Genomic DNA, 13,628 nt, shown 5'->3' with positions numbered 1-13,628 from the left:
TATTGAAAGTGAGAACAATTCCATGTACTTTATTCATATAAGGAGTATTTATAGAAGATTTACTAAAGGAGCGTATTACTCATGCTAGAACAAGGACTAGATTATGTTGTCAAACTGGCTAAAAGCAAAAAGAAAATACTAGATACAAACCCAATGCAATATTTCATTCGTGCTGCACTTGCGGGTATTTATATCGGTTTTATTATTGTACTATGTTTTAAATTAGGTAACTTTTTTCACATTGCAGATTCACCAGCAACTTATTTAGCTGCTTCTATGTTTTTCGGGATTGCTCTCGTACTTATTATATATGGCGGTGCTGAATTGTTTACTGGGAACACAATGTACTTTACTGTAGCAACTTTAAGAAAAGAAACAACGATTTCTGATACACTACGTAACTGGGTTGCTTGTTATGCAGGTAACTTAGCCGGCGCGTTATTCTTTGCCTTACTATTTTACGCAACTGGAATTTTTGAAGCAATTGATCACGGTCACTTAATGAGTAAAGTCGTTGAAGGAAAGATGAACACACCTACAATGCAGTTATTCTTTAAAGCCATTTTATGTAACTGGCTCGTATGTCTTGCTTGTTTCTTACCTTCTCAGGTTAAAGGTGACACAGCAAAAATAATAGTCATGATGCTACTTGTTTTCACATTCTTCTTATCTGGTTACGAACATAGTATTGCAAACTTATCACTCTTTGCTTTATCTTTAGTTTCACCGCATCCTGAGACAATTTCTTTTTCAGGTGCTATTCATAACTTAATTCCTGTTACAATCGGTAACATTATTGGCGGATCAGTATTTGTCGGTATGGTATACCACTACTTAACAAAGAAAACACCTGAAGTTCAACAGGAAGAAACTGAAATCGCAGCAGCTCAACAAGAAGAGATTATTCCTTTACAAGCACATATGAAACATTAAAAACTCCAAAGTTTTACTTTGGAGTTTTTAGCTTCCCACGTATTTAACAACAAGGTGAGGATTAATTTCTCCTTCTTCTTTTCCCTTATCCATTCTCTGTTTCATCTTGTGCATACCGATGACATCATTCGTATGAAGGTGAATTTCATTCACATATAATCCCTCTGTACAAAAAGCTTCTACAAAATCTAGTCCATTTTTTGCTCTCCACCCCATATTAAAATCAAGGGAAAGAATATTCACATCATAATTCCGAACCATTTGCAAGGCACATTCTACCGTAGTTGCGGACACATACCCGAACGGGCAACTTCTTTGATCATCCATATATACGTTCATTTTTGACTCCCTCTCTAATTTGAATATGCGGCCAATACATAACACATTGCCCCAAGACTAATAAAAGGACCAAATGGAATTGGCTTTCCTACTTCTATACGTTTTAATACGATACCAATCCCGAAAAAACAAAGACTAAAACAAGATGCTAAAAATAAAACGATAAAAACTCCCTTCACTCCTACTATAAAACCAAGTAACGAAAGTAGTTTTATATCTCCTCCGCCAAGCCCTTCTGGATATATCTTTTGCATGCAATATAACAAAAGGAATATAACACCACTACCAACTATACTATCTGTCCAAGTAACTAATTGTACAAAAATACTTTCGAGAATGAGTAAAACGGCAAACGAAATTAAAATACAATCAGGAATTAACATATATAAGTAATCTGTAACTGAAATAATAAGAAGTAGCGAAAAAAGGGATAAAATGATAATAAGTTCTCGTTCTATTCCAATCATATACACGGTAAGAAGAAATATACTTCCTGTTATACATTCAAATGCTACATATATAATTGGAATTTTCCTCTTACAATTCGTACAACAGCCTCTTTGTATATAAAATGAAATGATGGGGATTAGTTCTTTTGGCCTTAGCACATATTTGCAATAATAACAATGTGAACGCGGGGTAATAATAGACGCACCTAATGGAACCCTCACCGCAACTAACATAAAAAAAGAACCAAACACCATCCCTGCTAACAGTGCATATAAATAAGTGAACATCCCTTCCTCTCCTTTCCAAAAAAACATAGCAAAAAAAGGAGAGAACTTCTACTTCATATTATCCTTTATTCTACTAAAAAAGCAGGCCATTTTCCGGCCTGCTTTCCCCTCTTTTATACGATGAAATATACTGCTTTTAATGGTCCATGTACTCCGACAACAAGATTCATCTCAATGTCAGCCGAGTTACTTGGCCCTGTAATAAAGTTAATACAAGATGCCGCTGTCTCCCCATTTTCTACGCGTGAGTTCATATCCTGAACTGCTTGTGTAATACGAGGCACAAGTGTTTCACGTGGAATAATAGCAAAATATACAGTCGGTAAAAAGTGTAAAGAACGTCCCTGCCCTTTATGACTTTGTACAACAATTGTACCAGATTCGGCTAATGTATAATCACTAAATGCAATACCAATATTCGCTTTTTCAGCTAAACGCATATTTTCGTCTTTTCTCTCTGGATCCCATACGTTTACTTCAACGTCTCGCTTTGGAAGTTCTTCTTTAAATAAAGATGTTAAACCATATGCATCAAAACGATCATCTGCTGATAATAAAATAGGTCCCCCGCCGTTTTCCATGATTACTTTTTGAAGGTCTTCACCTAAACGGTCATTTGTCGTTTCTACTACAGTTGTATGAATGTTTGTACATTGCTTTTTAAACACTTCTAGTAATTCTTCTTGTGAATAATCTTTTAACGTTTCTATATTCACATTACTTTTCCATACTGGACGCTCTACACCTTCTGTTTTACGTGCGCGCCCAAGTTCTTTTGCAATGTTATCTAGAAAGGCATCACGGTTTTGAATTAATCCTGTCATTATTTATCCCCGCCTTTCTTATGATCTTTATACCAATCACGGAATCGTTCTTTACTTGGAGCTGGGAATTCACGAATATCCGTCCAGTTTTTAAGTGGTCCAACACCTTTTGATACACGATTACCAGATGTAAATGGACTCATTGCCGCTGGTGCCATTTTTGAACCCATTTTATATAAAGCAGCTGAAGAAGCACCCATACTAAACATTTTCATCGCTAGTTTTTCTGCAAGTGGTGCACGACCTTCTTGCTCAACGATGACTTGACGATGTTTTAATAATAAATCATGCAATGGAATTTTTACTGGACAAGCTTCTGTACATGCTCCGCATAAACTAGATGCATAAGGAAGCTCTTTGTAATCATCATATCCACCTAGAAGCGGTGTTAATACCGCACCGATTGGTCCTGAGTAAATCGATCCATATGAATGTCCACCAACGTGACGATATACAGGACATACGTTAACACAAGCAGCGCAACGAATACATTGTAATACGGAACGGAATTCAGATCCAAGAATTTGAGAGCGACCATTATCAACAACCACTAAATGGAATTCTTCAGGTCCATCAACTTCCTCTTCTTGAATTGGTCCTGCTACTGTTACATAACTTGTTAATTTTTGACCTACTGCACTACGACATAGTAAACCAACTAAAACATCTAATTCTTCCATTGTCGGAACCATACGTTCCATACCCATTACCGCAATTTGTGTTTTAGGAATTGACATAACAAGATCTGCATTACCTTCATTCGTTACTAAACAAAGAGATCCAGTATTTGCAACAGCAAAGTTACAACCAGTTACACCAATTTCTGCATCCATAAATTTCTCACGAAGTTGTTTACGAACAAACTTTGTCATTTCATATGGGTCATCAGAATTTTCATAGCCTAGCTTTTCTTTAAATACATCGCGAATTTGCGTTCTATTTTTATGAAGTGCAGGTGCAATAATATGTGAAGGTGGATCGTTATCTACTTGCAAGATATACTCTCCTAAGTCACTCTCTAACACTTCACAGCCAATCTCTTCAAGCGCATGGTTCATACTAATTTCTTCTGTTACCATCGACTTTGATTTTACTACTTTTTTCGCTTGTTTCTTTTTGGCAACGTCTTGAATATACTTTGCAGCTTCCTCTTTCGTCTTCGCAAAGTACACGTGTCCGCCTCTTTTTGATACATTTTCACTTAACTGCATTAAGTAATAATCCAGATTTTCTAACGTATGTTGACGAATTTGTTCACCTAGTTCACGCCACTCTTCCCAGTTTCCTAATTCATCTGCAGCTTTTAAGCGATTCGTATATAAACGCGTTTGTGCAGAAGATACTGCTCCGCGCATAAACGAATCTTGAATTCCATCACCAACGCGATCATTAAATTTTTTCTCACTGATTTTCATAGACATAGCTTATGTTCCCCCTTCATGAGCGACTATTCAGTACCTCAGCAATATGCATTACTTTTACTTCTTTTCCTAAACGCTCAATACGTCCGCCAATGTTTAACAAACACCCACAATCTGCACCGATTAAATAATCTGCACCTGTTTCCATGACACTATCTACTTTTTCGTCTACCATTTGCTCAGAAATTGGAGTCATCTTAACTGAAAACGTTCCCCCAAACCCGCAACAATTTTGCACGTTTGGCAAATCTCTCACAGTTAATCCTTTTACATTTGATAATAAAATTCCTGGTGCTTCTTTTACTCCAAGCATACGCGTCATATGACATGATTTATGAATAGTAGCTATCCCTGGTAAACTTGCACCAACATCTGTAACTTTTAAAACATCTACAATAAACTGTGTAAATTCATAAGTTTTATCAGCAACTTTTTGTGCACGTTTAGCCCACTTTGGATCATCTTTGAAAACATGCGGATACTCATGAAACATTGTCGCACAAGAACCAGATGGCGTAACGATATATTCTGCATCTTCGAAAGTTTCAATCATATGTTTCATCGCTTCTTTTGCTGCTTCTACATGGCCGCTATTATAAGCAGGCTGCCCACAACAAACTTGTGCTTCTGGAAATTCAATTTCACAACCTAAACGCTCCAACACTTCAACTGTTGCTTTGCCGACATTTGTTTCAAACATATCGACTAAACAAGTAACAAATAAAGTAACTTTCATAACTATTACTCCCCCTTTTTACAACTTCACCAACAAACATATGGTCATCAGATGACTTAGTAGAGAAGAAATAGGCTCAACCGTGGCCTATCCTCTCCCTCTTCTAAAGAAAACGCTTACTTAATCTTTCTCTATTTTATCAGAAAATTAAATTTTTAAAAGATTAAATTACGAATTTATATCGTTTTTACCTGTGACAATATGTTCTACATTTGTTAAATGATCTAGCATTGCTTGCTGCGCTAATTCTACATCTTGTTTTAACACCGCATCATATATAACTTGATGCTCTTCTATAAGTCGTTCTGATGTCGTTTGTTCACCATATAAAATAATGCGTCTTGATTCACCAATTGTTTCAGCAATCATCTCTGAAACATGATTCATGAGTTCAAGCAAAATGTTATTATGCGAAGACTCTGCAATTCCCATATGAAATTGAAAATCGGCTTTTTCGCCAGCCTTTTCATCTCCAATGCTCTTTGCCATTTCATCTAACCAATGTTTCATATTTTGTAAATTATCTTCCGTACGTTTTGCCGCCGCTACTCGAACTGCCCCCACTTCAAGCACCTTTCGTACTTCTAATAAATTCAAAATATCTTCTTTCTTCATTAATAATCTATTGTTTAATGATTTCGTTAATGAAGAAGAATCGAAGTTCTTCACATATGTACCTTCTCCTTGTTTCATCTCAATTAAGCCCATCGCTCTTAGCGCACTTAGCGCTTCACGAACAGCAGATCTGCCAACTTGAAACTGCTCAGCTAATTGATGCACAGGGAGTAGTTTGTCACCAGGTTTTAACGTACCATTTTTAATCATTGTTAAAATAGCTTCAGATACTTCTTCGTAAATTTTTTTCGGTTTAATAGATTTGTACTCCAGTTAAATCACCTCAGTATCTTCCAAACAACAATTGAAACGATTTATAAGAACTTTGCATCATAACTATTTTAGACCGAATTGATAAGAAGTACAAATGTTTTGTTCATAAAATAGTCAAATTTTCGATATTTATTACATATTAATTTATATTTTTACGTATAAAGTGAAACTTTAATCAGTGGGGGTTTTGTTCATCGCCCACTGATTATTAGCCCTCACGAATCGGACTTTTACGGGCAGCAGGGCCTCCACCTAACTTCTTTGCTTCCGTTGAATTTTGAGGTGAGGGTCTTACTGCCCGGCGAATAGCGGGATAAATATTTTCTTCAATATAAAGAACATGTCCTAAAAATTAGAACATGCTCCCCTCATCCTGTACATTCAGTTTAATAATAACCGTTGTTCCCTTATCTTTTTCACTTTCAATTTTCCACTGTCCACCATGTATATGAACAATTTGTTTCACAATAGCAAGGCCTAAACCTGTTCCACCGTGTTGACGACTTCTCGCTTTATCAACTCGGTAAAAGCGTTCTCCAAGATTCTCCAAATGTTCTATATCAATACCAATTCCTGTATCTTTTATTTTTAATTCACAGTAATCATCGATTTGCTCTAAAGTTATAACGATATTTCCTTTTTGATTTGTATACCGTATCGCATTATCTAACACATTATGAAGCACTTGTTGCATACGATCTTCATCAATCATGACAATGACCTCTGGATTTAAATTAGTTGAAATATGAATTTCCTTTTCTATAAACTTAATCTCATACGTATCTAATACGTCTTCAATCAGCTGTGAAAAAACGATAGGTTGCTTCTTTAACGGAAAGTGCTCACCTTCTAATTGTGCTAAGTCTAACAAGTCATGAACGAGACGCTGCATACGACCTGCTTCTTTATGAATTAGCTGCGTTACTTTTTCCTGCTGCGGTCCCTTTGCAACACCATCTAAAATAGCCTCGCTATACCCTTTTATATAACTAAGTGGTGTTCTAAGTTCATGCGAAACATTTGCTAAAAATTCCTTACGCTTTACATCTTCTGTTTCTAATGAATTTGCCATTTTATTAAATGCTTTTCCTAATCGTCCAATTTCATCCTCTGAAGAAACTGTAATCCGCTCCGAAAAATCTCCCGTAGCCAAATGATTTGCAACCCGCTCCATTTGCGAAAGTGGCTTCGTAATTGCAATTATAATTTTCCTTCCAACCCATATCGTAATTAAAATCATAGCAATTGCTAACGGTGCTAAAATAAGACCCATATCATAGATTAAATCTTTTATACTTTTTAAAGGAATATACGAATAGACAATTCCGACTAATTTTTTATTTTCCAATACAGGGATGACAACCCCCATAATATTACGGTCAAAATGTTCTTCATATCCTATTTTTGTCACAGTTTTCCCGTCTAATAGCGTTTGCCTATCTCCTTCACTTATAAGAGAATGATGATGCACATCAAAAGGCAAACATGCGCTTAAATCACGCGGATTAGACACGAAAATAACGTCTGAACTAGATATTTGATCAAACGATCTTACTTTCTCTTCAAAAGTTGATATTCCTTCACGCTTATCATATTGAGCAGCAAGACTTTTTCCTTCCATTACTAACGAAGCTTTTAAATTATCAACGTATAATTTTTCATACGAGTATAAAGATACGAAATAAAGAAAGGACACTGTTACACATACTGCACATACTACTGTAAGCCAAAGTTTTTGTACCATCGTAAACATACGTTACACCTCAAATTTATAGCCTACACCCCAAACAGTTTGAATGTAGTTTCCACTTTCTCCAAGCTTCAAGCGCATCGTTTTCACATGCGTATCTACCGTTCTTGTACTTCCGGCATAATCATATCCCCATACCTTTTCAAGTAATTGCTCCCGGCTAAATACTTGTCCTGTATGTTGGCAAAGAAAATATAATAAATCAAACTCTTTTACAGTAAGAGAAATCGACTCACCATCCGCCTCTATTCGTCTACTTTTTTCATTGATAAGAATTGGTCCAAATTGAATCTCTTCTTGCTGTTCTTGCTTTGTATATCTTCTTAGCACAGCTTCCATACGGGCAACCAATTCACCAGGACTAAACGGTTTTACAATATAGTCATCTGCTCCCATACGTAAGCCGTTCACCCTATTCCACTCTTCACCTTTTGCCGTTAAAAATATAATCGGCACATCTGACGTTTTTCTAATTTCTTTACAAACTGAAAGTCCATCCATTTCTGGCATCATTATATCTAATACAACGAAATCATAATGATCCGTTTCTAGTTTTTTAAGAGCCTCTTTTCCATTCTCAGCTTCTCCCCACTCATATCCAAAGTTATCCAAATACATTCCAACAAGCTGTCTCATATCACTTTCATCATCTACAACTAGCACTCTATATTTATTCATTGTCCTTCCCTTCCCTCTCTATGAGTTGAAACGGTCCTTTTCCGACTTTAATTGTTTGTTTTATTTTCAAATTCTTCATATCTATAACGCACACTTCATCACTATCATAACTGGCTACATACCCTTCTGCTCCGCTCTCAAAAAATGCAAATGGATTCGACCCTACTTCTACAGAAGCTATTTCTTTATATGTTCTAATATCAAACTTTCTAAGTGTATTCGACCCATGACTGAGTGCATATACGTACTTACTATCCCTCGTTATATTCACAGGCATAAATGGAGCGTGTAAAGAACGCACCATTTCTCCACTCTGTAAAGAATACACTAACACTTTCTCATTTACTTGATTTCCATCACCATGTCCGCCAATCCATATTTCTTTCCCATCAGGACTAATCGTCGCTCCTGTTGATGCTGGCGGAATCATAAAGGATTGAATAACTTCTTTTTTCTTCGTATCAATTGTCGTTAGTTTCGTATCATAAAAGTTTAGTACAGATAACCGATTCTGATACTCTACCATCGTTATAGGCCCTTTTCCTGTTGAAACATTTCCTGTCTCTTTCCCATTTATCGTAAAGAACCTTACCTTTTGAACATTTTGATCAGCAGCAAATAATTGTTTTTTATCTGCTGATACGACCACATTTACAATGCCCTTTCCAGTTTTATATTTTCCCACTTGCCTTCCTTCCGCTAGTGAATATACATACATATATTCTAATTGCTTACCGTATACAAGTATTTCATCGCCATTTGGAAGCAGTGTGATTCCGGCCATTGGCTCATTTAGTTCCCATGTCGTAATTAACTTTTTATCTTTTTTATCAATAAAACTAATGCTGCCTTCTTTTATATTCGTAGTTATAATAACATTTTTATCTTTAGCAATTGGTGTATATGAACTTCCTTGACACCCTACTAGTAGAAATAAAAAACAGAGAAGAAAAACATACTTTCTCAAAAGATTCCCTCCATCTTCGGATGATTTCGTTATAATTGTAAAATAACAAATAAATGTGTGGAAAGTGTGAAATTTCCCTTTCTTACTCAATTTACATATATAATGTACAACAAATAGAATTTGAGGTGTGTCAATTATGCTATTTCCTGATTTAGCGAATAAAATTGTACGAGAAGTACGCAGACTAATTACAGAAAATATTATTATCATTAATATAGAAGGCGTTATTATCGCAAGTACAGATACAGAAAGAATTGGTCAATTTCATGAAGGTGCACTCCGCTGTGCCAAACAAAAGAAAACCGTCATCATTACAAAAGAAGATGAAAGGCGATTGCAAGGTGTAAAGGCTGGGATGAATCTTCCTTTATTATTTCATGATGAAGTAATTGGTGTCATTGGAATTACAGGAGAACCTGAAAATATTTCACGCTACGGAGAAATATTGCGTAAGATGACCGAATTATTAATTCATGAAAACTACTTTTTAGAGCAACTAGAACTTGAGCACCGTTCTTATGAAGCTTTTGTCTTTGATTGGCTTCAAAATACAGAGTGGTCTCCAAGTTTTCTTGATCGCGCCAAAACACTTGGCATTGATTTATATAAGAAAAAACAACTTATTTTGTTTTCTATTGGCAAAAATGACACGATGCTCCAGCGTAAAATATGGCAACACATACGTAATATTTTAACAAAAGAGCATCTATTTGTTCGCTGGGGAAATGATCGTTTTATTTTATTTACAGCGATGAGCTCCAAAGAACAAACTTATCAATTTTTAAAACGGTTAAAACAAGACTGCGAAACTTTATTTTCTATTCCTTTATATATAGGGATTGGACAAACAGTTACCCCAAACAATATGAGCATATGTTACGAACAAGCATTACGCGCTCTTTCTGTATCATTGGAGACGAAAAAAATTGTATTTAATGAAGATTTACGTTTAGAAATGTGTTTACAAGATATTTCTGTCGAAACGCGTGAACAATTTCTAGAGCGTACCATCGAAAACTTATTATCATTTCCTGAGCTTATGCAAACTTTACGCTTATTTGTCGATTATAACCAATCTTATAAACAGACGGCTAAACAATTACATATACACATTAACACATTACATTACAGGCTAAAAAAGATTGAAGAACATACAGGACTTGATCCAAAACAATTCAAAGACTTAAACGTTTTGTACTTCGCACTTCTCCTATTAGATAATTATACAAAAAAGAATGATAAAACAGATTAATCTTTAGATGATTATACATAGAAAGAATCCCTCGACTTTTTTATCATTATAATGAAAGCACTGTTACCACGTTGTTTATTATAACTAAACACGTTAACAGTTTGAGGGGGATTTCCAATGTTAGAAAAGCAAATTATTCATTCATTCGTATCTATTGTTGGCGAAGATAATGTAGATACATCCAATATGGGGCGTTTAACTTATAGTTATGATGCCACTCCAAACTTCCAAGCAATGCCTGATGCAGTCATTGCTCCTCGTAATACAAATGAAGTAGCTGAAGTGTTAAAAGTATGTAACACTCACAAAATCCCTGTGTATGTGCGCGGGTCTGGAACAAACCTTTGCGCAGGAACATGTCCACTTGAAGGCGGTATCGTCCTTATTTTCCGCCATATGAACAATATTTTAGAAATTGATGAAGAAAACTTAACAATTACTGTACAAGCTGGTGTCATTACACTTGATATTATTAAAGCGGTAGAAGAAAAAGGTTTATTTTATCCACCAGATCCAAGCTCGATGAAAATTTCTACAATCGGCGGTAATATTAATGAAAACTCAGGTGGATTACGCGGTTTGAAATATGGCGTAACACGTGATTATGTAATGGGGCTTGAACTTGTCTTACCAAATGGCGATATTATTCGCACTGGTGGTAAATTAGCAAAAGATGTAGCTGGTTACGATTTAACTCGTTTATTTATCGGTTCTGAAGGAACACTTGGCGTGGTAACAGAAGCTATATTAAAACTTGTTCCTATGCCTGAAACAAAGAAAACAATGCTTGCACTATATGAAGATATTAATGAAGCTGCACGTGCTGTTTCTTCTATTATTGCAAATAAAATCATTCCAGCAACACTGGAGTTTTTAGACCAACCGACAATTGAAGTAGTAGAAGCGTTTGCACAAATCGGTTTACCTACAGATGTAAAAGCAATTTTATTAATCGAACAAGACGGTCCGCCCGAAGTAGTCAATCGAGATATTGAAAAAATGGCTAACGTTTGTCACTCTATGAATGCGGTTGATGTTCGCGTTGCAAAAGGTGAAACAGAAGCAGATGCGCTTCGTACCGCTCGCCGTAGTGCTCTATCAGCGCTCGCACGATTAAAACCTACTACAATATTAGAAGATGCGACTGTACCACGTTCACAAATCGCTCCGATGGTTGAAGCTATTAATGCCATTGCAAAAAAATATAATATTCCTATTTGTACGTTTGGACATGCTGGTGATGGTAATTTACATCCAACTTGTATGACAGACGCTCGTAATGCAGAAGAGATGCACCGAGCTGAGCAAGCTTTTGCTGAAATATTTGCGAAAGCAATTGAACTTGGTGGCACAATTACTGGTGAACATGGTGTTGGTGCAATGAAAGCTCCATATTTAGAAATGAAATTAGGTAAAGAAGGTATTGCAGCTATGCAAGGAATAAAGCAAGCTTTCGATCCAAATAACATTATGAATCCTGGAAAAATGTTCGCGAAAGACACTCGAAAAAGAGTGGTGGTTGAGCGATGACCACATTAAATAAAGAAAATATTCAAAAAGAATTTAAAGAACGATTAAGTGAAGATGAATTACTAAACTGTATGCGATGCGGTTTTTGTTTACCTACTTGTCCTACCTACATTCAATCCGGATATAAAGAGTCACATTCACCGCGCGGACGTATTGCATTAATGAAAGCAGTCGTTGATGGTTTAATCGAACCAGATGAAGATGTTGAAAATACATTAAACGTTTGTCTTGGTTGCCGTGCTTGTGAGCCTGTTTGTCCATCTGGTGTAAATTATGGACATTTATTAGAAGAAGCTCGTGATATTATTAATCAAAATAAAAAATTCTCAGTGCCAGTGAAAGCTGTTCGAAAAGTCGTTTTTGAAGGATTATTCCCCCATCAAAATCGAATGAGAACATTAACTGGACTAATCGGATTTTATCAACGTTCTGGTTTACAAACGCTAACACATAAAACAGGGATTATGAAGTTATTCCCTGAAACCCTTGCAACGATGGATCTCGTTTTACCAAAAGTCCCTAAAATGAAAGCGATGAAAGATCGTCCTTCATTTTTACCTGCAGAAAGTACAAAGAAAAAACAAGTTGCATTCTTTACAGGCTGCTTAATGGATACGATGTTTTTAGAAACAAATAATGCAACGATGAAACTTCTTCAATTAGCTGGTTGTGATATCGTTATTCCGAAAACACAAAGTTGCTGCGGTGCATTGCATGGACATGCTGGTGAAAAGAGTGGAGCAAAAGAATTAGCAAAGCGAAATATAAAAGCATTCGAAAATTTAAACATCGACTATATTATTACGAATGCAGGTGGTTGCGGGGCTTATCTTGTAGACTATGATTATCTTTTAAAGGATGATCCGGATTGGGCTGAACGTGCTAAGCAGTTTGTTTCTAAAATTAAAGATATTACTGCTATACTAGTAGAACTAGACTTCCATAAGCGAACTGACTTACGACTCACGCCGCAGGTTATTACGTATCAAGACTCTTGTCATTTACGCAATGTTATGCGCACATCTTCTGAACCTCGTATGTTACTAGAGGCTATCCAAGGTGCAACATATCGAGAAATGAAAGATGCCGACCGCTGCTGTGGCTCTGCTGGTATTTACAATATTGTTCATTCAGAGTTATCAATGGAATTTCTAGATTACAAAATGGACCGTGTGCATGAAACAGAAGCAGCAACCATTGTTACTGCAAATCCAGGTTGTTTATTACAAATGAAATTGGGCATTGAGCGAGAAGGGCTTTCTCATAAAATGAGAGGAATTCACATTGTGGATTTATTATTAGAAGCAATTGAAACTAACTCGTAATAACTCGTAACATACGTAATAATAGGAAAACGGCTATCTCCTTCGTCTATGTAAAGAGATAGCCGCTTTTTTGTCTGCTACAACATTAAAAATATGTTACTTTATTATAAAAAAGAACAACAGAAACATTACAGTTTTGTAAAAATCAATCCATTATATTCCTCTAAAAATCGTTCAAACCATTGATACAATAGGATTCTTCATTTTCTATTTAGGTAACTTTATCCAAAAATCCCCTCTTAAAACCA

The 13,628-nt window shown here is 35.9% G+C and carries 13 protein-coding genes; 4 read left to right on the top strand and 9 right to left on the bottom strand.

The window, feature by feature from the left end:
- The first annotated feature begins 81 nt into the window (after positions 1–81).
- Positions 82–933: a formate/nitrite transporter family protein gene (locus tag DN399_RS06485; RefSeq protein ID WP_000893026.1), complete on the top strand. Its 852-nt coding sequence runs from the start codon at positions 82–84 to the stop codon at positions 931–933.
- A 27-nt stretch (positions 934–960) separates the two neighbouring features.
- On the opposite strand, the gene DN399_RS06480 is transcribed toward DN399_RS06485, so the two are convergent.
- The 9 genes from DN399_RS06480 to DN399_RS06440 form a co-directional block, all read right to left on the bottom strand.
- A complete protein-coding gene (locus tag DN399_RS06480) occupies positions 961–1,272 on the bottom strand; it encodes a cyclic-phosphate processing receiver domain-containing protein (protein ID WP_001103771.1) in 312 nt (103 codons plus the stop codon).
- Between the two features lie 14 nt (positions 1,273–1,286).
- On the bottom strand, positions 1,287–2,009 hold the full coding sequence (locus tag DN399_RS06475; protein ID WP_000495725.1) for a prepilin peptidase: 723 nt from the start codon (positions 2,007–2,009) through the stop codon (positions 1,287–1,289).
- A 113-nt stretch (positions 2,010–2,122) separates the two neighbouring features.
- Positions 2,123–2,833: a LutC/YkgG family protein gene (locus DN399_RS06470; protein ID WP_000147187.1), complete on the bottom strand. Its 711-nt coding sequence runs from the start codon at positions 2,831–2,833 to the stop codon at positions 2,123–2,125.
- Complete coding sequence (locus tag DN399_RS06465; RefSeq protein ID WP_000061930.1) at positions 2,833–4,254, bottom strand: LutB/LldF family L-lactate oxidation iron-sulfur protein; 1,422 nt, start codon at positions 4,252–4,254, stop codon at positions 2,833–2,835. Before DN399_RS06465 ends, DN399_RS06470 begins: the two co-directional genes overlap by 1 nt.
- Positions 4,255–4,270: 16 nt before the next feature.
- Positions 4,271–4,990: a (Fe-S)-binding protein gene (locus tag DN399_RS06460; protein ID WP_000869148.1), complete on the bottom strand. Its 720-nt coding sequence runs from the start codon at positions 4,988–4,990 to the stop codon at positions 4,271–4,273.
- A gap of 168 nt (positions 4,991–5,158) precedes the next feature.
- The gene (locus DN399_RS06455; protein WP_254904515.1) at positions 5,159–5,848 is read right to left on the bottom strand and encodes a FadR/GntR family transcriptional regulator; all 690 of its coding nucleotides are present in this window, start codon (positions 5,846–5,848) and stop codon (positions 5,159–5,161) included.
- Between the two features lie 382 nt (positions 5,849–6,230).
- Positions 6,231–7,631 carry a sensor histidine kinase gene (locus DN399_RS06450; protein ID WP_000494796.1) on the bottom strand — a complete coding sequence of 467 codons (1,401 nt, stop codon included), beginning with the start codon at positions 7,629–7,631 and terminating at the stop codon, positions 6,231–6,233.
- Positions 7,632–7,634: 3 nt separating this feature from the next.
- Entirely contained in the window at positions 7,635–8,306 is a 672-nt protein-coding gene (locus DN399_RS06445) for a response regulator transcription factor (RefSeq protein WP_001046397.1), read from the bottom strand.
- Positions 8,299–9,273, bottom strand: coding sequence for a YncE family protein (locus DN399_RS06440; protein ID WP_001234152.1), 975 nt, complete (start codon positions 9,271–9,273; stop codon positions 8,299–8,301). The genes DN399_RS06445 and DN399_RS06440 overlap by 8 nt, the downstream gene beginning before the upstream one ends.
- A gap of 127 nt (positions 9,274–9,400) precedes the next feature.
- Here DN399_RS06440 and DN399_RS06435 point away from each other — a divergent pair, with 127 nt between their 5' ends.
- From DN399_RS06435 to DN399_RS06425, 3 genes are all read left to right on the top strand, one after another.
- The gene (locus tag DN399_RS06435) at positions 9,401–10,525 is read left to right on the top strand and encodes a CdaR family transcriptional regulator (RefSeq protein ID WP_002023601.1); all 1,125 of its coding nucleotides are present in this window, start codon (positions 9,401–9,403) and stop codon (positions 10,523–10,525) included.
- Between the two features lie 117 nt (positions 10,526–10,642).
- A complete protein-coding gene (glcD, locus tag DN399_RS06430) occupies positions 10,643–12,055 on the top strand; it encodes a glycolate oxidase subunit GlcD (RefSeq protein ID WP_000890752.1) in 1,413 nt (470 codons plus the stop codon).
- The gene (locus DN399_RS06425; RefSeq protein ID WP_006917711.1) at positions 12,052–13,380 is read left to right on the top strand and encodes a (Fe-S)-binding protein; all 1,329 of its coding nucleotides are present in this window, start codon (positions 12,052–12,054) and stop codon (positions 13,378–13,380) included. The genes glcD and DN399_RS06425 overlap by 4 nt, the downstream gene beginning before the upstream one ends.
- Positions 13,381–13,628: the final 248 nt, after the last annotated feature.

This window comes from Bacillus sp. AR4-2 (assembly GCF_008274865.1).
Taxonomy (GTDB): domain Bacteria; phylum Bacillota; class Bacilli; order Bacillales; family Bacillaceae_G; genus Bacillus_A; species Bacillus_A cereus.
This window is presented reverse-complemented; position numbering and strand designations above follow the sequence as displayed.